Raw genomic sequence first — 23,313 nt, forward strand, 5'->3', positions numbered from 1 at the left:
TAAAGGAATAACATATGATTAACGGAGTAAATTCTGAAGAAATTCAATCAAATATAAATAAACTCTTTTCTTCTATTCTCAAAGAACAACAAAAATATACAGCAATAAAAGCAGCCGATGAGGATAAGAAACATCTTACTGAAGAAAAGTTAGCTGAATACACAAAAAACAGAGGAAAAGGTTTCTTTTATAATTATCTTTCAAGTGGAAGGGGGCATGGTCCATTCACTGAACTCATTGATGGATCAGTTAAACTTGACTTAATTGGTGGGATTGGACCAAATATTCTTGGTCACTCTCACCCACTTTATATTAAAGCTCACCTTGAAGCTGCATGCTCTGACACAATCATGTGTGGAAACTTGCAACCATATCAAGAGGCGGCAAACTTAACAAATCTTCTGATTTCCAAAGTTCAAAAAAGTAAACTTAGAAACTTTTGGTACACAGGTTCTGGATCTTTTGCGAATGATTTAGCGCTTAAACTAATTTGGCAAAAGAAAGACCCGGCTTATCGCCTTATTGCTTTCACAAAAGCTTTTGCAGGAAGAAGTGTTGCAACTCAAGATATCACTTACAATGCTAGCTACCGTGAAGGCATGCAAACAGCTGTTAACGTTGATCACGTTCCACACTTTGACCAAACTAATCCAGAAGGCTCTGCTCAAAGAACAATCGATGCTCTCAATGAAGTTGTTAAACAACATCCAGGACAGCATTGTGCGATTATGCTTGAATTAGTTCAAGGAGAAGGTGGATTCATCTTTGGAGAAAAAGATTATTATGTTCAAATTTTTGAATGGGCTAAAGCACACGGCTTATATATTTGGATTGATGAAGTTCAAACTTTTGCAAGAACAAAAGAACTTTTTGCATTTCAAACTTTAGGCCTAGATGAATATGTTGATATCGTAACTGTTGGTAAGGCCCTTCAGTGTTGTGGTACTCTCTACTCAGATGAGCTTAATCCAAAGCCAGGTCTTATCGCAGGAACATTCAATGGTTCACTGACTGCACTAAATGCTGGAGAGAAAATTGTCCGTTATTTGACAGAAGGTAACTTCTATGGAGAAAAAGGGCGCATGGCCGAGCTTGAGCATACTTTCATCTCTCGCTTAAAACATCTTGGAGCAACATCATGTAAGGGAAAAATCACTTATGCTGGTGGTATTGGAACGATGATTGCTTTTGAAGTTGGTGACTCATCAGGTCCTGTTACAACTAAGTTTGTTAAGGATCTCTTTGATCGCGGACTTCTTGTTTTCACTGCAGGTAGCGCACCAACAAGAGTTAGAATGCTATTACCTGTTTGCCTCACAGATGAACAAATTGATATCGCACTTAAAATTATTGAAGAAACAGTAATTGAAACTATAAACTAGGATTTCCATGTTTAGATTAAGATCAGTAGCACTAGAAGATTTAAACGACTTATACGAACTCAGTTTGCTTTATACTTTTATCAATCTTCCTGCAGACAAGGAACTGATAGAAAATAAGATTAAAAGCTCACTTCAAAGTTTTTTAGATCCCGATGATGATTTCTCTGAAAATCATTACATCTTTGTTCTTGAAGACCTAGCGACTAATAAAGTAATCGGTTGTTCCATGATTCATTCACAACATGGAACTGAGGATGAGCCGCATTTCTTTTTAAAAGTTTCTCAAGAAAATAAATTTTCACAATCAATCAATACGGGTTTCATTCATGGTACGTTAAAGTTAGGAATCGATACAGATGGACCAACTGAGATTGGTGGTCTTATTTTAAATCCTGACTACCGTGGCAATCCAATGAAACTTGGTAAGCAATTATCTTTCGTTCGATTTCTCTACATGGCGATTTTCCCTGAGCGTTTCAAATCAACTATCCACTCGGAACTTATGCCTCCATTTGATCGCGATGGGAAGTCTCCTCTTTGGGAGGCAATTGGTAGACGTTTTCTCAATATGGAATATCATGATGCTGACATCCTAAGTAGAAAAAACAAAGAATTTATTCTTAGTCTTTTTCCAACCGGTACAATATATGAGACTTTACTTCCAATCGAAGCAAGAAATGCAGTTGGGAAAGTAGGAAAAGATACTCTACCTGTTAAGAATATGCTTGAATCTATAGGCTTTGAGTATAATCACGAAGTCGATCCATTTGACGGAGGCCCACACTACCGTTGTGAACTTAAAGATTTAAAACCAGTTAAAGAATTATTTAAGGCAACTATCAGCTTCGCTGACTCACCAAAATCTTCTTGGTTCCTTGTCCACCTGAATAAGAGTCCCTACAGCTTTGAAGCCGTTTGTGTTAAAGGAAATCGTGATGGTGAGAACTTGATCATCAATTCAAAGTTCAAGTCTCTTTTCAAGGACGTTGATGGTGCTCAAACTTTTACAACTATTCCAATCTAGAGAGGTTATATGTTTAAACTATTAGGTAACTATTACTACGGAAAATATACTCAACCAATTACGACAGGTGCAGGTGCTACTGAAATATTTATAAAAAGAGAATGTCCTAGTGACACAGATATTACACTTTGGACACTTCCTGTTGATTATTCGCATGTTGATGATGTGATTGAGTCGTCAGTTAAAGGTTTTAAAACTTGGAGAAACACTTCCCTAGAAGAAAGGATTCAAATTTTAAGAAACTACCAAAGTATTTTAAAAGACAAATTTGACGATATCGCAAAGTCTATTGCACTCGAAGTTGGTAAACCACTTTGGGAAGCAAAAACAGAAGCAAACTCACTTATTGCAAAAGTTGACGTTACAATTTCTGACTCTTTGCCACGAATTGAGTCTAAGACTTTTAATAACATCATGCCTGATACAAATGGGTACGTGCACTTTAAGCCGATCGGTCCATCACTGATTATCGGCCCCTTCAATTTCCCATGCCATTTAGCTAACGGACAAATTCTAAGTGCTCTAATCTCTGGTAACTCAATCATCTTTAAGCCCTCAGAAAAGACTTGCTACAGTTCTCAACTCATGTTTGATTGCCTAGCAAAAGCAGGTTTTCCAGAAGGTGTAGTTAACTTGATTCAAGGCGATGGTGAAACAGCTAGACGTCTTTTAAAGTCAAAAGAGATTAAAGGTGTCTTCTTCACTGGCTCAAAAGATGTTGGTCTCAAGATCCTAGAAGCAACACATTCGGACTTATCAAAACTTGTATCCCTTGAACTGGGTGGTAAAAATACTGCAATTGTTGATGAAACAGCTGATCTTGACTTTGCTCTTGAAGAACTAATTAAAGGTGCTTTTTTAACTGCTGGTCAACGTTGCACTTCTACCGCCATTGTCGCTATTCACGAATCAATTGCAGATGATTTTATTAATCGTTTTCATGATTTAGCGAAGAGACTAATTGTTGATCACCCTCTCGATAGTGAAGTAGAACCATTTATGGGTCCTCTAATCGACCAACGTTCTGTTGATCAGTATTTGCTCTTTATGGGAATGGCAAAGCGTGAAGGAATTCAAGAAATAATGCGTGGAAAGCACCTTGAAAAAGCGAAACATGGTTACTATGTAACACCATCGATTCATCGTACTGATAAGTTTGATCCAAAATCACATTTCTTAACAAGTGAAATTTTTGGGCCTAATTGTACATTTATCACTTACAAAAACTTCGAAGATGCTATTGATATTGCAAATAGTACAGAATATGGTCTTGCGGCTTCTGTCTTTACTAAAGACCCAGAACGCTTCAAGTATGCTGTTCAAAATATAGATAGTGGTCTTATTAACTTAAATAGATCAACAGTTGGAGCTAGTGCAAAACTTCCATTTGGTGGGGTTAAAAACTCTGGAAACTACCATCCGGCAGCTGTAACGACTATAGATTCATGTGTATACCAAATGGCGACACTCGAAATTTATAATACTCAGGCAACAGGTAATATTCCTGGACTAATGAATAGTTAATATTGTTTTTTATCGATAAGAACACCGGCTCGGGAAGATTTTGTTAGATCATCTTTCAAAATCTTCTCCTGCTCAATGTCTACATTGGCATTTTTCATATATAAGCCCATGACTTCTTTCTTTTTAAGCTTGGACTGAACATATTTAAATCTTTCTTTTTCGTTTAAGATGAAAAGTGAAGTTACTACAGACTCACCTTTTTTATTAACAGCCGTATTTTCGAATTCTTTTTTATGAAAGAAGTGCTCAATATATTCGCACACCTCAGAACCAGCAACTTCATACACCCTTTCAACTTCAGCAACATCTTCTTGCTTCTTATTAAAAGGTAGAATCTTTGCACCCTCACCATTTTCTGCAAAGCTTGGTAGAGCATCATCCTCGTAAAGGTCCATAAGGTCCGTCAAGGCCCTTCTCGAACTTCCAGTAGAGGCATTCGTCAGCTCAGCAATTTCTTCTGGCGTCAGAATTCTAAGAATGTCGGTCAAAAATGATAATGCTGCCATTATTTTTCCTATAGTACCCGACTATACATATCGGTCTTTTCCTAATTTATTTTAATATATTTTCACCTTTGTCGTGATTTCAGGAGCTTATTTGCAAAAAACTATATTTGACCACTAGACAAAGAGGGAAAATATCATTATAAATTAGGATACTTAGATCAATGTTGGGATGTGGCGCAGCGGTAGCGCAGTAGACTGTTAATCTATTGGTCCGGGGTTCGAATCCCCGCATCCCAGCCATTTTTAAATCATCGTGAAAAAAATCAATCTTCTATCTACTAAATACCATCAATCTCTTTTTAAGAGTTTACGTAGACAATATTCTGATAATATCGATATGTATCGTGATGATGTCGAAGAAGATTATGAGAATACTCACCTCACTGATTCGTTTCAAAATTTTTTCAAAGAAGCTATTTTCAACTCCAACCTTGATGAGTATTGCGCTCTTAATTGGTATTGGTTCCAGCTAATTGAAAAGATGGTCCATGTCATTGGTCTGCATGAAGAATTAGTTGTTTCTGATGATTTTAATTTGTCAGATTCTGAAGATGAGCTTTTTAATTTTTGGAATGAAAGTGATTATGCAAAGAGCTTCCTTACGCAGCTAAATGATACAAAAGACTTACTTCTTGTATCAAAGTCACACTTGTTACTACTCGAGCAGCAAATAATTGGCTTCTATTTATTACATATTGGCTTTATTCCTAATCAAGAAGCTACATACTATAATATTCCAGAGATTGGCGATGGCGAGAATAGGGTTTATAGCTATCGTTTAAACGCATTCTTCTCAGATGTCGGAACTCGAGAAGGACATATTGTTTCTTTAACAACAGATGTAGATACACTTTATGTTAATGGCAAGAAAGAAACAAACTCAATCAATCTCTTTAGTGATGAGCTTCTTTTACTTTCTTCGTCTTCAGATATTGATAGTGAGCTTCAGACAATTACATCCTCTGTAAATAAGGCTTTAACTGTACTCAAAGAGATCGCTCCAGATCTTCATGAGACTTTCACAAGCTTTACGAAGTATATAATTCCAATTAATGAAAAAGGAATCGTTAGCTATTCAATGCAAATGCTTCCAGGTTATTCATGCATCAATATGTTTGAGCGCGATTTTGTTGATCTAATTGATGATCTTCTTCATGAAAATGGTCACCATTTCATGAATGCTATTTTAAATCTTGAAGAATTGATTCATGAAGATGATGAGAAGATCTATTATAGCCCATGGAGGCGTGCTCTAAGACCTATCCGTGGCATCTATCACGCATATTTTACATTCTATTGGGCCTATGAACTTTTCTACCGCCTGGCGCTTTTCATTGAGCAGAATCCTGATCAACAACACTTTAATGAATCTGAAGTACTTAAAATTCAGACTCGTTTCATTGAAGAATATTACATGTTAACTTTCTGCGAATCTGATATGAAGAAAGCCAATAAAGACGGGAAGCTAACAATTGAAGGTTTCGAAGTTTTCAAGATTATTCATACACGTATTGAAAGTCATCACCAAAGTGTTGAGGCTATTGAGAACAGAATTCAATCAGCAGAAATTAAAGAACTGAAAGAACATTTAGCTCAAACAAAATCACATTATTTATAATATGTTTTTTAAAGAATTCATTCGAGACTGCATTTCATTTGCAGGCATCATCTCACCTTGAGTCGAAGCTATTTCTATCCCTGCCTTATAAACATCAATTGCAACATGATAATCTTTTAACGCCTCAAGAATTTTACCTTTTAAAAGATAAGCCTGTGAATATTTTGGTTTTACATTTAAAACCACTTCTACTTTGGCTAGAGCATTCTCATAATCATCACGTTTATAGAAAATATCTGCTAGACCAAAGTTTGCAATATCATCCTCCGGATCTATCTCAAGGACTTGATAGAACATTCCTTCTCTGCGCTTCAGGTCTTCTAATTCCTGCTGCTTCTTAGCCTCTATCTCTTTTTTTAACTTCGCCTCATCTCCAAATTTTTTAAAACTTGCCACTGTTGCTAAAGATTTTTCTTCCTCTGCCTCTTCAATTTTGCCAAGCTTCATTAGGTATAAAGACTTATTTGTATGGGCCATTACCGAATCTGGATCGACTTCTAGAAGCTCATCCATTACGTCGATTGCTTCTTGAAATTTATTCTGCTGCCCTAAGATTGCACCTTTAACTTCATAAGCATCGGCGAACTTAGGATTTAACATTTGAACAGACTGAATCAGCTCAAGTGCATGGGCTTCATCCCCATAATGAAATATTTCAATTGCTCTATGATAGAGATCATCTGCTAATTGGGTATGATCAAGTCCGCCGAGTGGAGCACTTGTATGAATAATTAGTTTTTTTCCATCAAAGAAGTATTCCTTGCCGTTCACACGGTGTTTTCTTTGAAGGTTAACTTCCTTATAAAACTTGTCATTAAACTTAACAGACTTAGTACCTGAAATAGTGTCTTCTTCTAATTGGAATTCATTTGAAAAATCAGTTTCACAACTTACCCAACAAGGATATTTCGCCGCCCCACGACGAGTCTCAATCTTAGAAACTGTTTCTTGTCCTAGAAAGCACCCTTTTTTATAATCAACTGCGAGCTCATTAAGACGAGTATCATTAATTAAAGTTCCAAGAGTAATTGTATGACCAAGAGATGGCCATGCAGAAAGAAGATAAAGCTCTTCTAAATCATTATCAGAAACTCCTTCACTTTCTATTTCAACAAAAGAAATAAGAGCAGGAAGATTAAGATAATTTCCTCTACTCACATCTTCAAAAGTTTTATCTAGAGCCTTAAAACCGAAATAAAATTTTGGTTCACGTTCATCATGCACAATCTCAACTTCTTCCATAATAAGAAATTTATCTAACTCTGAGATAATTGAATCTTGTAGCTCAGGCTGTGAAATAATAAGAAATTGATCCTCATTTTTTACAAGGTAGAAGAAACTATGAATTCTTCCGTTACGGTCAAGTCTTGCATTAAGCTGAAAAGAACCGACTGCTAACTTATTCAGGTCGTTAGTTAATTGCCGCTGTAAAAACTCTTGAGCATCAACTCCTCTAACTATGACAGAAGAGAATTTTTGTGCACTTTTATATAATTTTTTAGAATTGTAGATATTTCGCATTTTTATACTGTGAACGATTCACCACATCCACACGTATTTGTTGCGTTTGGATTAACAAAAACAAATCCCTTACCATTAAGACCATCTTTATAATCTAGTTCAACGCCCTTTAGGTAAATTGAAGATTTTGGATCAATAAATACTCTCAGTTTTCCAAACTTCATTTCGTTGTCTTTATCTTTTTTCTCAGAGAAATCAATTTTATAAGATAAACCTGAACAGCCACCCCCGACAACGCCAAGTCTTAGACCAATAGTCTCAAATGACTTGCTCTCTTTTTCAAAGATTTCAGTAATATGTGCGATTGCTTTTTCTGATATATTTACTATGTTTTCCACTTTTTACCTCTAAAGTATGATCTACTTTCTTATTATAACATTTCTTACAATATTTTCCTACTTTCAGCAACTTCTCCACATGCTATACTTAAATACAAGGATTTAGCCATGGCGATTAAACTTTTAATAGAGGTTGATGACAGTACATCTGTAGTGGAGTTAACCAACCGCGCTTATAAGCTTGGACGTTCAAGCAAGGCTGACCTGCGTCTCAATGATAGTCTTATTTCCGGTATTCACTGCGAAATTTCAATGACTAGAAATGCAGTCATCAATGTTCGAGACCTTGAGTCAACAAATGGCACCTTTATTAACGGTTCAAAAATTGTTTCCCAGAAATTTTTCATTGGGGATACTCTCACTATCGGTAAGTATTCGATCTCTATCGACATTAAGTCACTTACCCAGAAGGAATATAAATCATTTTATAATGCTGAACGAACAAGTATCCGATTTATCGATGCTGGACTCAAAACAAAATCTATTCAACACAATATTTATGAAGAGACCAAGAAGAACGTTGTTAAAGATGAAAGTCAAAATATTAAAGATATAAATTTAAATTTTGAAACTGCATCACACAGCCAACTTGCGGCGCCAGAAAAGCCCCATGCGGCCTCAAAACTGGACCCAGTCCCTAGTGAAAACAATGAGCCAGAAGACATCGAACAGAAAACAGATGTTGCTCCTAATGACTGTGAATTTGGTTTTCAAAATCCTACAATTTCTCAAATGAAGATAATTCATGACCCTAAGGAAGCGGTAGAAGAAGATGAAAGCTTATCCTTATTAGCAAGTAGCACTAAGAACGGCTATAAATCATCGGGCCAAACACAGTTTTTGCAATTGTCTGACAAAACAGGAACTAGAAATAAAATTAATAAGAAAAAACTTTCAGAGCCACGTCCAAAGAAAACTAAAAAAAAGGAAAAGAAGAAATCTCTTCTTGAGAAAATACTCGGAATATTTAAAGGTTAACTAAGATTTACTTTTCTTTCCCTGCCAAATCGTTTCTGCAATACCCTCTTGAAAATTTGCATATCTCGCGACAACAAAAAAGTAATCTGAGAGTCTATTAAAAAACTGCAGCACAACCTCGGGAACTTCATCAACATTATCTGCAGCGAAGTGAACTGCATTTCTTTCAATCTGCCTTGCTAAGGTTCTACAGACATGAAGTTGCGAGGCCATTAGGCAACCGCCTGGCATAATAAAATTCTTAAGCGCAGGTAGCTGTGCCTCAAGTTGATCGATAAGACTTTCTAATTCAGTAATATCACTTTTAGAAATTGTCGGTAATTGAAACTTATCGCGTTCTTTTGCAAGACATGCAATATTACTTCCAATATCAAATAGACGACTCTGTAGTTCGCCAAGGTAGTCAAAAGCTTGATGTTGCTGTTTTGCTGATTTAAAACTTAGAGCTAAACCAACATGAGAATTCAAAGAGTCAATATCCCCGTACAAGTGAATACGAGCATTTGATTTTTGAACTCTTTCTCCTCCAACAAGAGAAGTTGTTCCATCATCACCAGTCTTTGTATAAACCTTGGCCTTCTTCATTACTACATATTCCTTCTATACTTCCCACCAACTTCATAAAGAACATTAGTAATTTCACCTAATGAACAGTACTTCGTTGTATAGAGAAGTTCTTCAAAAATATTTCCATTTCTTAGAGCTACTTCTTTAAGTCTTGATAATGCCTCTATAGATTTTGAAGCATTTCTTTCTTTGAAAGAATTAAGTCTATTAATCTGATCATTTTTTTCTTCATCTGAGCATCGAGAAATTTCAATTTCTTGATTTAGCTGCTCTTCAATATTATCTGCGATATATGTATTTACACCGATAATTGGGAATTCCCCTGAGTCTTTAAGAGTTTCATAATGAAGTGATTCTTCTTGAATCTTACTTCTTTGATACATACTTTCCATTGCTCCAAGAACTCCACCTTTGTCAGAAATTCTCTCAAACTCTGCCAGAATTGATTCTTCAACAAGATCTGAAAGCTCTTCTATAATATAAGCTCCCTGCATTGGATTATCTGTTTTATTCAGACCAAACTCTCTATTGATGATCATCTGAATTGCCATTGCTCTTCTTACTGATTCTTCCGTAGGTGTCGTGATCGCTTCATCATAGGCGTTCGTATGAAGTGAATTACAGTTATCACTTAGTGCGAGATATGCTTGAAGAGTAGTTCTAATATCATTGAAATCTATCTCCTGTGCATGTAATGACCTACCAGAAGTTTGAATGTGGTATTTGAACATCTGCGATTTTGTACTCGCACCATATTTATCTCTTAATGTTACGGCCCAGATCTTACGAGCAACTCTACCAATTACAGAATATTCAGGGTCTAGACCATTAGAGAAAAAGAATGAAAGGTTCTGGCAGAAGTCATCAATATTCATTCCACGAGATAAATAATACTCCACAAATGTGAAACCATTAGAAAGTGTAAAAGCTACCTGCGTGATTGGATTAGCTCCTGCTTCAGCAATATGGTAACCACTAATAGACACTGTGTAGTAGTTTCTAATGGCATTCTTACAGAAGTACTCCTGTACATCTCCCATCATTTTTAATGCAAAATCAAGAGAGAAGATGCATGTATTCTGCGCCTGGTCTTCTTTAAGAATATCAGCCTGAACAGTCCCTCTGACATTTCTCATGATTTCAATATATTTATCATGATCAAAAACATCGTCCCCAGTTAGTTTCTGCGAAATTGCAGTGTTCATAAACAGGGCTAAGATTACTGGCGCTGGTCCATTAATAGTCATTGATACCGATGTATATGGGTCAGAGAGATCAAAGCCATCAAATAGTAACTTCATATCATCAAGAGTCGCGATCGATACACCCGCCTCACCGATTTTCCCAAAGATATCTGGTCTTGTGTCTGGGTCTTCTCCATACAACGTCACAGAGTCAAAAGCAGTCGATAACCTTTTCGCTTTATCGTTTTTAGAAAGATAATGAAATCTCTTATTTGTTCTACCTGGTCCACCTTCTCCAGCAAACATTCTTTTTGGATCTTCATCAGCTCTCTTAAATGGGAAAATCCCAGAAGCATATGGAAACGAACCAGGAAGGTTCGACTTACGAATGAAGTTATATGTATCAACTAATGATAAGAATTTCGGATAACCAACTTTTGAAATTTCACTTCCACTTAAGCTTGTATACTTTGTTGGAACTTTAATTTCTTTACCTCTAACCGTGTACGTAAACACACCTGCTTTATATTGATCAGTTGTTGATTTAAATTGTTCTAGCTCAGCAAACACGTCTTCTGGTATTTGTTCTTTGATTTCGTTAAATTTCGCCACAAGTTCTTTTGACTCAACTAACTCAATACATTTCTGAAGAGCATCATAATCTTTAAGAAGCTCCACTCTTCTATTGGTCTCTTGATTATAATCGCGACAAGTTTTCGCAATATCTCTTAAATATAAGCTTCTTTCTGCTGGGATAATTTTAGTTTTATCACTTGGCTCTTTTTGCTTAGACATATCTGCAAGATCTGCAACTTGAAATTCAAATGCAGACGCGATATCAAAGAATAGTGCGTTTACACCAAGATCGTTAAACTTCGAAGCCATCGTTCCATAAATTGGAAGTCCATCATCTTCAGGAGATCCTGGGTGACCTGCAAATAATTGATGATTACGTCTATACTGCTTTCTAATGTCACGAAGTGCATCTTCTGAGCGTGGTTTTTCAAATTTATTTAAAACAATGAAATCAGCCTGTTCTAACATTTCAATTTTTTCAAGCTGAGTTGCAGCTCCATAGTCGGGAGTCATTACATAAATACACTTATCGGCAACAGTTGTAATTTCATCAGATGCTTGCCCAATCCCCGAAGTCTCAACAATGATCAGGTCAAACTCTTGTGACTTTAAGAAATCAATCGTTTTAGAAATTTGCGGTGAAAGTTCAGTCTTAGAATCTCTTGTCGCTAAAGAGCGGATATAAAAGTTTTCAAACGAAGCTGAACCAAGCCTAATTCTATCCCCAAGGAGTGCACCTTGTGTCTTTTTCTTTGTTGGGTCAACAGAAACTAGAGCAACTTTTTTATCTTTATAATATTGATGAAACCTTAGTAGTAACTCGTCAATTAGTGATGATTTACCAGCTCCACCAGTACCTGTGATACCAAGCACAGGTGTATTTTTTGAATTAACATCAAATGGTAACTCACCTTTATCTTCAATATATGTAATTACTTTTGAAACTTCTGTTCTGGAAAGGTTCTTACCTTGAAGTGACTTGAAATCAACTCCTTCAATTGTTGAGTAGGTTGCCTTTTCAATCATGTCGTCAATAATTCCCTCAAGACCTAATTTCATACCATCTTCAGGAGAATAGATTTTTGTAATACCAATTTCATGTAGTGCTTTAATTTCCTTTGGAGTGATTACTCCACCACCACCGCCAAAAATCTTAACGTGTTTTGCACCTGCTAGATCAAGCAACTCGCGAATATACGCGAAGTACTCATTATGCCCTCCTTGATAAGAGCTTAATGCTACTGCATGGACATCTTCATATAGAGCAGCATCCACAACTTCCTGTGCAGATCTATTGTGCCCAAGGTGAATTACCTCTACACCCTTGGCCTGTAAAAGCCTTCTCATAATATTTATTGATACATCGTGACCATCAAATAAGCTGGCGGCCGTAACAAATCTTAATCGTTTCATCGATAAACCCTTGAAATTCTGTATATTTAAATGTTAATAACTTATTGATAAGCGACTATACCTCATGTATTTTATACAGGCAAAAACAGCTTTAATCTAATACCTATTTGAGGTAAAATTCTATTTGTAGAATTACAGAGGAATAATATTATGAGTGACGAATCAGTACTAGTAGAAAATCCATATCACCCAGCGCGTCTAAAGCCGGCTCGTAAAGGTAAGAAGGGTCCAAAGCTATTAGCTGTTGTTCATCAGTCAGGTTGTACTGGATGTGAAGTTTGTATCCAAGGTTGTCCGGTTGATTCAATCGAACTTGTACCTGGACCAAATCCGTCAAACCCAGGCTTTAACCAGACAGTAGAAATTGATCTTGCAAGATGTATCGGTTGCCAAAACTGTTCTCAAGATTGCCCATGGGAAACAATCACAATGTATGAGCAGCAAGATGCTTATATTGCGTGGGGAATGGAAACTTTAAAATCAGAACTTTATATTCCAGAAACTCAACTTGAAAAAATCAATTCTGAGTATGGAATTTCATTAGATAAAGAAGAAGCTCCAGCAGAAGAGAGTGTTTAAGCAACACTCTCATTTTTCTTTTTTCTCTCTTCCAAAAAATAGTCAATTAAATAAATTCCGGCAGCAATTGAAATAGACGCATCAGCTACGTTGAAAGTAGCAAAGTGGTACGTCTTAAAATAAAAATCAAACATATCGACAACGAAGTCCATTGAAATTCTATCAATTAAATTACCAACAGCCCCCGCAAATATCATACTGAATGAAAGACATTGAAGAAGTGACTTCTTTCTAGTGTCCCATATTAGATAAAGGAACCAAAAACAAGCTCCAACAGGAACAACTTTGAATAAAATAAGTCTTATCCAATCAGGGAATGCTCCACCCATGCCAAAAGCGACACCAGGATTTCTCACGTATGTAAGGTTAAAAAAACCAGGTATCACATTTACCGATTCACCCAAGTTAAAGTTTGATTGAATTGCACCTTTAGAAAATTGATCAGCAAGGATGATACCTACAATCAGTAGGCTCATCTTCCATATTCTATCCATTATATATTCCTAATAAAAATCTTTTGGATTAATCTCGTATTTTTCTATCTTTCTAAGAAGTGTCTTCTTAGGGATATTTGCCTTAAGGGCTGTCTGATTAATCTTTCCTTTAAATAATCTCAATGCCTGAATAATAAACTCTTTTTCAAACATATCTTTCGCTTCTTGGAAATCAAGACTAACATCTCCAGCATCCCCAAAATTTGCAAATGTAAACGAGTATGCACCGTTACTTGTACCTTTCTCACGACTTGATGACTCAGAAAGAACAGAGTCTTTAATCTCATTGTAATCAATGATTGATTCTTCTCTATGATCTTCCTGAACTGTATTTCCTGCACTTCTTCTTACAACTTCAGGTAGAGAAGAAACATCGATCTTATCACCCGACTCGATAATAAAGGCGTGCTCTATTACGTTTCGAAGCTCTCTAATATTTCCTGGCCATGCATAACCCTTAAGTACAACTTCTGCCGCATCTGTTAACCCTGAGATATTAAGGTTATGAACATTATTAAAGTAAGCAACATAATAGTTAATCAAATATGGAATATCTGATGTTCTATCTCTAAGAGGTGGGAGATAAACAGGCAGAACATTCAAACGATAGAATAAATCTTCTCTGAATGTTCCTTCTTTAATCATTTCTTCAAATGGCTTATGTGAAGCAGCGATTACTCTTACATCACACTTAACATCTCTATTTGCACCAACTGGTGTAAAAGTCTTTTCTTGAAGTACTCTGAGAAGTTTTACTTGCATCGTTGGTGAAACATCACCAATTTCATCTAGAAATATTGTCCCACCGTCTGCAAATTGAAATTTACCAATCTTTCTTTCTGTTGCACCAGTAAATGCACCTTTTTCATGCCCAAAAAGTTCAGATTCGATTAAGTTATCAGGGATTGCTGCTAAGTTAATAGTTACAAACTTCTCATCTTTTCTTGGCCCATTGAAGTGAATGGCCTTTGCAACAAGTTCCTTACCTGTACCAGACTCACCTCTAATTAATACTGGAGTATTAACTTGTGCAAGCTTGCTGATAACATTAAAGACTTTTTGCATTACATCTGATTCACCAACAAACTTATCTTCACCTCTTCCAAGAGAAAGTGTTGGTGCTGAGAACCCAACCGTTTCAACAAGTGATCTCGCCTTCAATGCTCTTTTAATTAAAGCAACGAGGTTCTCTGAAGTGATTGGCTTTTCAAGATAGTTATAAGCTCCTTCTTTTACTACTTTTACAGCATCTGTTACATTCGAGTAAGCCGTTAGAATAATAACAATAATTGAAGGATCATATTTCTTGATCTCCGTTAATGCTTCGATACCATCCATTTCAGGCATGTTAACGTCCATAACAACAAGATCATATTTTTCTTTATAAACAGCACTGAGTGCTTCTTTTCCGTTATCTGCAACATCAACAGCGAAGTGATGAAATTCAAGTGCTTCTTTAACTGAACTTTGTAGAACTTTATCATCATCTACTACTAATACCTTGTGCATACTTTACTCCAATTATTTATTCACTAATTTTACTAAAAACGTTGTACCTTCGTTGAGTACCGAGCTGGCTTCAATTGTTCCACCATGTAACTCTACGAAATATTTTACCAGATAAAGACCAAGTCCGCTTCCTTTAATCTTGTGACTCGCATCGTTTTTTACCCGATAAAATTTCTCAAAAATATTCTTAATGTCATCTTCCGGAATTCCTACTCCACTATCTGATATTTCTATATAAACCCAGGCCTCGTCATCCCATGTTTTCACAGTAATGCTCGTACCGTGTCCCGAATATTTTATCGCATTCTCAACAAGATTTGAAATAACTCTCTTAATAAGTACAATGTCGATATCAATTGGATATAACGGACCTAGCTCAACATTCATGATCATCTCTTTCTGCTTAGCTTCGTATTCTAATTCATCAACAATTGCTTCAATGATAGTGTTAACATCTTTAGACACAAGGTTAATTGAAAGGTTCCTCGACTCTACCTTGGTTAGGTCCAAGATTGATGTTATGAAGTTATTTAATTCCTTTGTGGAATCGAAGATAGACTTAAGTGATCCCAATAAATGATCGTCTCCAGAGGCTTTATACCTTTGGATGGCATTATCCGCCACTCCTGCGATCTTTGCTACAGGTGTCTTAAGGTCATGGCTCATAAGTGATATGAAGTTTTGCTTTAAGTTTTCAACCTGCTTTAGGAGTTTTGTTTCCTCCTGAATAGCATAGCGACGTTGATACTCACCAATGGCCCTGAAAGGTACCCAGATATAATAGACAACAAAAATCGTTAATAAAAGATGAGTCATATAGAGCCAGTAACCCCATATCGCGAAGAGCAGATATGACCCAATAATAGTTCCAAGGATTGTAATTATTGTAATAATCAGTCCCATTGCGGGCTGAATACGAGATATTACCATACTGAGAAATACTGCAACAAGAAAAGATAACACTGCACTAACTGTAAAGGGGACCTGTTTTACAGTCTTACCATTTATTAGTGCATGTATGATATTTGCATGAAGACTCATTTTTGAAGCAAGCTGCTCTTCTTTATTATGAGGTGTTAGTAGAAAATCACCTGCATTAGAAATATAACTAGGACCAATCAGTACAATCTTATCTTTAAAGAATCCACGCGGAACATTTCCAACAACAACACGATGGAATGGAACTTTTTTCAAGTGACCTTTATTTTCAATAGGTGAAGTATAGTAACGAAATAATGCAAAACTCGCATCTGCTTCGGGAACGTAATAAACTCCCTTAACGTCATTTAAGCGTAGTCTTCTCTTACCTTTCAGTTTTAAATATTCACTCGCTGTCCAAAAGTGCAGCGTCTCTTCTCCTGATACATTTAAAACAGCTCTTCGAGAAACATCATCTTTTGAAAATTTACTACTATCAATATTGATAATTGCAGGTGAATATCCTATTTCCTGCAATCCTTTAGGCGGTACTCTCTCCCCCCAACCATCAATTTCCGTTGCAAATCTAAAGACCCCGCCACTCAATTGATAATCATTGATCTTCTTTTTCATCAACAACATACTTGTTTCTTCTGACTCTGTTATTGCGTCATTAAAGACGCCAAAGGCATTAACGATTTTCGGCTCATCTTGGAAAAGCCTATCGAGTAGTTTTAGATATGTTGTATATGTATATGGATAATTTTCACCTAAAAACTCATCACTTTCTTCGTCAAGAGTAATTACAACAATGTCATCTGTGAATGTTGTCCCGATGTCGTACTTAACTCTAAAATCATAAAAGACGGATTCAAGAGCGGGGAATTTATATTGTAATAGAACTACAATAAAAACGATTGTAAATATAAGAGGGTAATAATTTGTAAGTTCAATTTTTTTTAGTTTTTTAAAGTCTATCATCTAACGATCTCATCAAGGTTAAACCTTGTGACATCTTTATGAATTCTATTTTCAGCTGAAACCATATGTTCCAAATTATTATAACTATAGCCAAGCAATGGAATTCTTTCATTTGCCACAGTACTTATTTTCGCCTTAAATACAATTTGTGGCAAAGTCGTGACAAATTTTCCTGTGTATATAAACGAGCTTCGACAATTTTTAATAATCACTCGGTAAAAACCAGTAAATGGACTTAAAACATACTTCACTATATGCCCATCCAGTATTTTCCCTAATAACTGATCTAGAGGAAACCAGGTAACAAAGTATATCTTCTGTATTAAAACCTCTACCAAGCTTGCTAGTGTTTTAGAGTAAGAAAGCTCCAAATCAATCAATGAAATAATCTCCTCTTTTGAGTAATTCTCTAGCTCTTCTTGATTGATCAAAATTTTTGCCCCATTAAGAAGACCGACTCTCATCACTAGCGGGCAAGTTGACGACGAGTAAACAATAACGTCCCTGTCATCATTTCGGTACGAGAAGTTATTTATAATCTCCCTAAGGTCTGAGCCAAGTTGAGCAGATTTAACATTGTAAAAGAACAAGAAAATATATTCAGATGCCACAAGGTAGCCTGACCAAGCTATCACTGCTACATAGAATGCTGTTGTATAAGAATCTACTGTTGTCGTCAGAACGAGGACTATCATCGCCACTGCAACCATCACAAATTGGACTAACCCTATAAAAATCAATGACATTATTACTCTAAACAAAATTAATCCCCTATCAATATTACACAGAATCTAGTTCATTATAGACAAAATTTCTGATTCTAGCTATAAGCACTCAGGGGATTCCACACGAAACAAAACATGCCATAACCCATTAAAATAATTAATGTTTATGCAGCGCTGCTTATGTCGAATCTTTTTTTATGGTAAGAAGTCTTACTTGATTTTTATATATTATTGGGAGTTTTGAATGCAAAAGAGATTATTATTCGGTACTGCAGGGGTTCCAAATTCTACAGTTAAAAAGAATAACCCAATCGAAGGCGTTAAGCGTATTCACGAGCTTGGCCTAGATTGTATGCAGCTTGAATTTGCTCACGGTGTTAGAATGAAGGAAGAAGTATCTTCCGGATTAAGAAAGATTTCATATGAACTAGGTATTCCATTAACTTCTCATGGTCCATATTACATTAACTTAAATGCAAGAGAACAAGATAAGATTGACTCTTCAGTAGAAAGAATTATTCAAACAGCTAAGATCTCGGATCTTTGTGGTGCTGAATCAATGACTTTTCACGCTGCTTTCTACATGAAAGATTCTCCATACGATGTATTCGATTTAGTTGAAAAAAGTATGAACGTAATAGAAGAAAGACTTAGTCGTCTTGATATTGAAATTGAATTACGTCCAGAGCTTACTGGTAAAACTTCACAGTTTGGTTCTCTAGAAGAGCTTATTACTCTTACTAAGAATGTTGAATCTTGTAGACCATGCATGGACTTTTCTCATCTTCATGCAAGAACTGGTAAATTTAACTCAGAAAAAGAGTTTGATGAAGTTCTAGAAGTTTTAAAAACTGAGCTTGGATCACAATCAACAGATAATATGCATATTCATATTTCTGGTATTAGCACAAACTCTAAAGGTGATTTGAAGCATCTTAATCTTCAAGAGTCTAAATTTGACTGGAAGGCTCTTCTTAGATCTTTAAAAAAGTACGATGTTGCTGGTTACATGATTTGTAACAGTCCTAATCTTGAGAAGGACGCATTAATGCTAAAAGAATATTACAATTCACTATAAGAGAAAGCGGCTTAGGCCGCTTTTTTTATTTCAGGCCCCATAAAGAAATATGGACCATTGTCATTAAAGCCGAGATACAATTCAGCTGATATTTTAAAATAACTTTGGATAATATTGACGAAAGTCTCATCAAGATCTTTTAAATGATAGATTTGTTCTTTATTTTTTTGATCAAACACACCCCAGTTTTGTGGAATTTCCAAACATTTACCACCATACTCAAGGATATAGCATCCATTAGATTTTTTCTTGAATTCGATGGAGTTTATTTGAAGCTCTTGTTCTTTATAAAAAGAAGAATGTCGCGGAGTGAGCTTATATGTTTCATCCACTAGAAGTTTCAAATTTTGACTTTTTAATTTATCCGACAATATCATGTCAGTATTATCGGACTATCGTGAATAAAACTTAATTAATTGATTCGTAATCGTAGAAAGTTTTAATATCTGTAATTCCGAAGATCTTCCACTCGTTTTCAAGTCTTCGTAACTCAGCGATTTTCTTGACTTTTACCGTAACTCCAGTTTGACTTGCATCGGCCTTTGCACTGGCATCATATGATAAAGTATAAGTTATAAAACACTTATCCTCATCACACCTTTTAAAATCTATTGCTAATTTCTTCTTCTTAGCCTGCTTAACCTCGTTGAGATCACCGATGACTTTTTCATCGAGCCCTTCTAACTCTTGAAGTATTTCACCAGCAAAGTAATCTTTGAAGTCTTCTCTTGTTAGCTCTTTATTAAAACGATCATTAATGTAGCTTTGTAGAACTTCATCTGGCCCCGACTTTTTCATGCAAGAACATAAGACTAATAGAAGAATTAAATATTTCATAAATACACCTAAACTGAATAGTTTCTTTTGAAAATGATACTATACAATTCCTCCCATCCCAACTTTGAAGAAGAATCTGCCCTTTTCAACACTTGAATTCCTACACTCTCTTTAAATACAGTCACAATTTCACCTATGCCTGCAAATGTATTCCCTTCAAATATAATAAGAAACTCTAACCTTCCCCTTAAAATTTCTAAATTCTGGCATGGCTTTACAACAAAGCCCTCCTCATCAAAATTCGTAATCGCACCCTCAATTTCTTTTCCATTTTGAGTTAGTTTGATACGCATTTTTTTATAAGCTCCAACATCAAGTGCACCTTCTATATAGTTTTGACTGTAGAGGGCCTTAGATAGTTCATCCCTCATAAGGATGATGATGTTGAACGATGTAATTAGATAAATAAAGTTTAAAACGAGCTGAAATTTATCGTATGTGATCAAGAATATCGAGAACGTTTTATAAAATATAAATAATGAAAAAATAGAAAGAACTATTGTCGAACTGCTATTTACCAAGAGAACAGACAAAATTGTCAATCCAGCGATTACCAATAAAAGAGGTAGTCCTGCAACCAGTCCTATGAATCGATCTAAGTTTAAAGCTGAAATGTCAGCATCAAGTGAGAAACATACGTGTAAATATACAAATGACAAAATTACATAAAGTACTGTGTTGTAGATAATCAGATTTCTCTTATAGATTTTCATCAATTTTTTCCATCTAGTCTTTTATTGTTAATACGATAATATTACATTATGGAATACTATTTAGAAATAACAAATAGATGTATCGGTTGTGACAATTGCCGACTGATTTGCCCTGAGAATGCAATTTTTCAAAATGGCGATAAGTACATTATAGAGACTTGGTCATGTACGTTATGCAATGCTTGTGTCCTAACTTGTCCTGTTGAATGTATAAAAGAAAAATCTAAATCTGATCAATAATAGATTCAATTTCTATTGTGTGTTTTAATCTATCAATACATGTATCATACAGATCAAATCTTAAAATTCCATCGTCTATGTTATAGTTATTCAAATCTATACCAATGTTTTGGATGATACGTTCCATCTCTGTATCTGAATTTATAACATTGAAAATATTCTCTACATATTTCTCTTTTGTTCCATAGTCCCAAAACTTCACATCAGATGTCTTGTTAAAGAAATATATCTGACTGTTCTTTCGATAGTTGCATACACTATCAAAGAAACCACTCGCACCCTCTTTATAATCTAGTCTATCGAGATTAATAATACTCACACCAGAAAAGGTATAATAGTCTTTATCACCTTTTGGCTTTTCGATTCCAATCAACCGATTATTATCGCAAATTGTTTCATTATATTTTTCATTTTTATTAACAAGCATTCCATAAATTACAGAGTCGTTCCCCGATCTCACTAAGTCTAGTCCCTCTTCTATTTGTTCTTCACTTAGTAAGAAAAACTGATCTGAATTTACGACTGCAGTTATTGGTCCTACGACCTCTGAGCTAGCTTTTAAATTATGAATACAGCCACCACTACCAAGTAAGTCATCCTCAACTAAAACTGTAATATCTTTGTTTTTTGACCATTCTATTATCTTTTCACTGTTGTGATAGGCATTCACAAAAATTCTCTTCGCATGAAATCGCTTAACATATTCAAGCTGGAGATCAAGAAGTGTCGTATCAAACACTGGCCAGAGAGGTTTAGGAAGTTTCTCACCAATAACCCCCATTCTAGTACCAAGACCTGCTGCAGTTATAAGGCAATTATCAATTTGCATAATAAGCTCTTCTTAACTCGGATGTGAATTCTTCGTATGATGATACTTTCTCCAGTTCCCTTCGTAGGTTTTCGAATGTTCGACCAATGTACTTTTCATACCCTAGTTTCTTCTTCTCAATTTTTAAGTAAGCAAAACTCCCCAGGGCCTTAAATAACCGTTGACACTTTACAAGTGAATATTCTTTTTCGAAGTCTTCATAATTTTTAAAATTTGATTTTTTAAAATAGTATTTTTTTAATTCTTCTTTGAGATCTTCACCATAATCAAAATAACAATCCTCTAGGAATGATACGAGGTCATAACATCGCGGGCCTGTTCGTGCATCCTGATAATCAATATTCAAGATCTCATTGTTTTTAATCATTAAGTTTTTACTATGCATATCTCTATGGCATACAACATTTTTATGATCACGAAAGTAACGCAAGAAGTTCTCTCTTATGGCATGCTTTGAATTTTCATTTATTGATCCGTTTAAGTATTCTTTCACAAAAAACTTGTAGGCGAGATCGAATTCAAATGCGATTTTCTCATCGTCAAACTCGTAGCTACTATGACGTTTAAATTCGCCTATAGTTATCGATTGATATTTAAGAATTTCATCGATTACTTTTTCTAATATTTTTTTTCTGCTTTCTATATTTAACTCTACATAATATTGCTGAAAGAGTACGTCACCTATATCTTCTTGTATTAAGTAAGTAGAGTCTTCACTTTTAAAATATATTTCTGGTGTGTTAATATGATTCCTGAAAAGCTTAGTCGTTTTGAAAAAGTCTATATTTTGTAACCCACCAACAGGCTCTTTTGATAATATTGCACTCTTTGTTTCTAGCTCTAAACGATAATATTCCCTAGAAGATGCATCACCAGACAGCTTTGTTATTGATACAATCTTTTCACTATAACCATTCTTCTTAAGACCCTCAAGTATTGCATTACTCATAAGCTTTCTCAATTTTTTGCTTTAAGTTATAAAACATTCTACTGCTATTTCTTTCATAGGTAATAGAAGATTCGTCACCCTTACTTACAATATAGTTCTTAAGGTAGAATTCCTCTCTAGCCATCTCTGATGGAACTTCATACATAAACGAGAAGTCTATTGTGTTTCTATTTTGTGTTTGAAGCCACAATAATTGTGCTGCTGGATCATACCCTGATCTTTTCATCATCTCATATGACAAGTTATTAAGTTTTACTTTTTCAATAAAAGGTAGTCTCGCAAACTTAATCATACTTTCTATTTTATAATCTTCTCTTGGTATTAGTATTTGCTTTTGATAAATCCATAGCGTGCTTTTCGCAAACTCACTAGTAAAGGCTGAAATGAAGATATCCTCGCTTTTAAAGTACTTTATAAACATCTGTGAAGAAATAAAAATATTACCTTCTGGCATTGAAAAGTAAAATGGCCGTCTATCTTCAACTATATAGAGATCTACTTTCTTATTTTTCGAGATAACGATTTCATTGTTTTGTGAAATTCTATCAACAAGATATTTAATATAAGGATCATTTGCTGAACTAATCTTTCTGATTTTCTTTTTATTTTTATCAACAAACTTTTTAGTGATCGCTTCTAGATGCTTAGCATAATCTTCACTACCCATTTCTCGCTTGTAGTTAGTTGCATAAGTTTCATCTTTCCCTTTCAATAGGGCACAGCTACTTAAAGTAATGACTAGTAAAAATAGTAAAATCTTATCCATCTAAGAATTATACTTTTTTTTATATATTTTTAAAGGGATTTATCTTGAATATGGCCCTAGCGAA

At 35.2% G+C, this 23,313-nt stretch carries 23 protein-coding genes and 1 tRNA gene; 9 read left to right on the plus strand and 15 right to left on the minus strand.

The window, feature by feature from the left end:
- Positions 1-14: 14 nt before the first annotated feature.
- From M900_RS14855 to M900_RS14865, 3 genes are read left to right on the plus strand one after another with little or no spacing between them, the layout of a single operon-like run.
- Positions 15-1,382 (plus strand): aminotransferase class III-fold pyridoxal phosphate-dependent enzyme, encoded by a 1,368-nt coding sequence (locus M900_RS14855; RefSeq protein WP_021275937.1) that lies wholly within the window; start codon positions 15-17, stop codon positions 1,380-1,382.
- Between the two features lie 7 nt (positions 1,383-1,389).
- Entirely contained in the window at positions 1,390-2,406 is a 1,017-nt protein-coding gene (locus M900_RS14860; protein ID WP_021275927.1) for an arginine N-succinyltransferase, read from the plus strand.
- A gap of 9 nt (positions 2,407-2,415) precedes the next feature.
- Complete coding sequence (locus M900_RS14865; protein ID WP_021275811.1) at positions 2,416-3,930, plus strand: aldehyde dehydrogenase family protein; 1,515 nt, start codon at positions 2,416-2,418, stop codon at positions 3,928-3,930.
- On the opposite strand, the gene M900_RS14870 is transcribed toward M900_RS14865, so the two are convergent.
- Positions 3,927-4,436 (minus strand): hypothetical protein, encoded by a 510-nt coding sequence (locus M900_RS14870; RefSeq protein WP_021276045.1) that lies wholly within the window; start codon positions 4,434-4,436, stop codon positions 3,927-3,929. The genes M900_RS14865 and M900_RS14870 overlap by 4 nt on opposite strands.
- Positions 4,437-4,601: 165 nt before the next feature.
- Here M900_RS14870 and M900_RS14875 point away from each other — a divergent pair.
- Positions 4,602-4,676: transfer RNA gene (locus tag M900_RS14875), tRNA-Asn, on the plus strand.
- A gap of 13 nt (positions 4,677-4,689) precedes the next feature.
- Positions 4,690-6,054 carry an HEXXH motif domain-containing protein gene (locus tag M900_RS14880; RefSeq protein WP_034733032.1) on the plus strand — a complete coding sequence of 455 codons (1,365 nt, stop codon included), beginning with the start codon at positions 4,690-4,692 and terminating at the stop codon, positions 6,052-6,054.
- Here M900_RS14880 and M900_RS14885 read toward each other — a convergent pair.
- Entirely contained in the window at positions 6,049-7,575 is a 1,527-nt protein-coding gene (locus M900_RS14885) for a tetratricopeptide repeat protein (protein WP_021275682.1), read from the minus strand. The two genes, M900_RS14880 and M900_RS14885, sit on opposite strands and share 6 nt — an antisense overlap.
- A 2-nt stretch (positions 7,576-7,577) precedes the next feature.
- Positions 7,578-7,913 carry an iron-sulfur cluster assembly accessory protein gene (locus M900_RS14890; RefSeq protein ID WP_021275753.1) on the minus strand — a complete coding sequence of 112 codons (336 nt, stop codon included), beginning with the start codon at positions 7,911-7,913 and terminating at the stop codon, positions 7,578-7,580.
- Between the two features lie 108 nt (positions 7,914-8,021).
- On the opposite strand from M900_RS14890, the gene M900_RS17410 reads away from it, so the two are divergent.
- Entirely contained in the window at positions 8,022-8,891 is an 870-nt protein-coding gene (locus M900_RS17410; RefSeq protein WP_021275853.1) for an FHA domain-containing protein, read from the plus strand.
- Here the strand turns inward: M900_RS17410 and M900_RS14900 are convergent, their stop codons facing one another.
- Both M900_RS14900 and icmF read right to left on the minus strand, forming a co-directional pair.
- Positions 8,892-9,476 carry a cob(I)yrinic acid a,c-diamide adenosyltransferase gene (locus M900_RS14900; protein WP_021275967.1) on the minus strand — a complete coding sequence of 195 codons (585 nt, stop codon included), beginning with the start codon at positions 9,474-9,476 and terminating at the stop codon, positions 8,892-8,894.
- A gap of 2 nt (positions 9,477-9,478) precedes the next feature.
- Positions 9,479-12,631 (minus strand): fused isobutyryl-CoA mutase/GTPase IcmF, encoded by a 3,153-nt coding sequence (gene icmF, locus M900_RS14905; RefSeq protein ID WP_021275928.1) that lies wholly within the window; start codon positions 12,629-12,631, stop codon positions 9,479-9,481.
- A 150-nt stretch (positions 12,632-12,781) separates the two neighbouring features.
- Here icmF and M900_RS17415 point away from each other — a divergent pair, with 150 nt between their 5' ends.
- Entirely contained in the window at positions 12,782-13,210 is a 429-nt protein-coding gene (locus M900_RS17415; RefSeq protein WP_021275747.1) for a 4Fe-4S dicluster domain-containing protein, read from the plus strand.
- Here the strand turns inward: M900_RS17415 and lspA are convergent.
- Genes lspA through M900_RS14930 form a run of 4 tightly spaced genes read right to left on the minus strand, consistent with a single transcriptional unit; the run spans position 13,207 to position 17,873 of the window.
- The gene (gene lspA / locus M900_RS14915) at positions 13,207-13,704 is read right to left on the minus strand and encodes a signal peptidase II (RefSeq protein ID WP_021276029.1); all 498 of its coding nucleotides are present in this window, start codon (positions 13,702-13,704) and stop codon (positions 13,207-13,209) included. The genes M900_RS17415 and lspA overlap by 4 nt on opposite strands.
- Positions 13,705-13,713: 9 nt before the next feature.
- Positions 13,714-15,213 (minus strand): sigma-54 dependent transcriptional regulator, encoded by a 1,500-nt coding sequence (locus M900_RS14920; RefSeq protein WP_021276032.1) that lies wholly within the window; start codon positions 15,211-15,213, stop codon positions 13,714-13,716.
- 12 nt (positions 15,214-15,225) lie between these two features.
- Positions 15,226-17,112, minus strand: a complete 1,887-nt coding sequence (locus M900_RS14925; protein ID WP_021275786.1) for an ATP-binding protein — start codon at positions 17,110-17,112, stop codon at positions 15,226-15,228.
- The gene (locus tag M900_RS14930; RefSeq protein ID WP_198296029.1) at positions 17,109-17,873 is read right to left on the minus strand and encodes a hypothetical protein; all 765 of its coding nucleotides are present in this window, start codon (positions 17,871-17,873) and stop codon (positions 17,109-17,111) included. The genes M900_RS14925 and M900_RS14930 overlap by 4 nt, the downstream gene beginning before the upstream one ends.
- A 208-nt stretch (positions 17,874-18,081) precedes the next feature.
- Here M900_RS14930 and M900_RS14935 point away from each other — a divergent pair, with 208 nt between their 5' ends.
- Positions 18,082-18,915, plus strand: coding sequence for a TIM barrel protein (locus M900_RS14935; protein WP_021276036.1), 834 nt, complete (start codon positions 18,082-18,084; stop codon positions 18,913-18,915).
- Positions 18,916-18,926: 11 nt separating this feature from the next.
- On the opposite strand, the gene M900_RS14940 is transcribed toward M900_RS14935, so the two are convergent.
- The 3 genes from M900_RS14940 to M900_RS17840 are packed head-to-tail and all read right to left on the minus strand — an operon-like array spanning position 18,927 to position 20,123.
- Positions 18,927-19,292 (minus strand): hypothetical protein, encoded by a 366-nt coding sequence (locus M900_RS14940; RefSeq protein ID WP_198296031.1) that lies wholly within the window; start codon positions 19,290-19,292, stop codon positions 18,927-18,929.
- A gap of 31 nt (positions 19,293-19,323) precedes the next feature.
- Positions 19,324-19,752 carry a hypothetical protein gene (locus M900_RS14945; RefSeq protein WP_021275833.1) on the minus strand — a complete coding sequence of 143 codons (429 nt, stop codon included), beginning with the start codon at positions 19,750-19,752 and terminating at the stop codon, positions 19,324-19,326.
- An 8-nt stretch (positions 19,753-19,760) separates the two neighbouring features.
- Positions 19,761-20,123: a hypothetical protein gene (locus M900_RS17840; RefSeq protein ID WP_198296033.1), complete on the minus strand. Its 363-nt coding sequence runs from the start codon at positions 20,121-20,123 to the stop codon at positions 19,761-19,763.
- Between the two features lie 390 nt (positions 20,124-20,513).
- Between M900_RS17840 and M900_RS18070 the strand changes: the two genes are divergently transcribed.
- Positions 20,514-20,705, plus strand: coding sequence for a 4Fe-4S binding protein (locus tag M900_RS18070; RefSeq protein WP_084703633.1), 192 nt, complete (start codon positions 20,514-20,516; stop codon positions 20,703-20,705).
- Here the strand turns inward: M900_RS18070 and M900_RS14955 are convergent.
- The 3 genes from M900_RS14955 to M900_RS14965 are packed head-to-tail and all read right to left on the minus strand — an operon-like array spanning position 20,689 to position 23,249.
- On the minus strand, positions 20,689-21,534 hold the full coding sequence (locus tag M900_RS14955; RefSeq protein ID WP_021275943.1) for an NTP transferase domain-containing protein: 846 nt from the start codon (positions 21,532-21,534) through the stop codon (positions 20,689-20,691). The genes M900_RS18070 and M900_RS14955 overlap by 17 nt on opposite strands.
- Complete coding sequence (locus tag M900_RS14960; protein ID WP_021275836.1) at positions 21,524-22,483, minus strand: aminoglycoside phosphotransferase family protein; 960 nt, start codon at positions 22,481-22,483, stop codon at positions 21,524-21,526. Before M900_RS14960 ends, M900_RS14955 begins: the two co-directional genes overlap by 11 nt.
- Positions 22,476-23,249 carry a hypothetical protein gene (locus tag M900_RS14965; protein WP_021275812.1) on the minus strand — a complete coding sequence of 258 codons (774 nt, stop codon included), beginning with the start codon at positions 23,247-23,249 and terminating at the stop codon, positions 22,476-22,478. The genes M900_RS14960 and M900_RS14965 overlap by 8 nt, the downstream gene beginning before the upstream one ends.
- Between the last annotated feature and the right edge of the window lie 64 nt (positions 23,250-23,313).

It is taken from the genome of Bacteriovorax sp. Seq25_V, assembly GCF_000447795.1.
Classification (GTDB): Bacteria; Bdellovibrionota; Bacteriovoracia; order Bacteriovoracales; family Bacteriovoracaceae; genus Halobacteriovorax_A.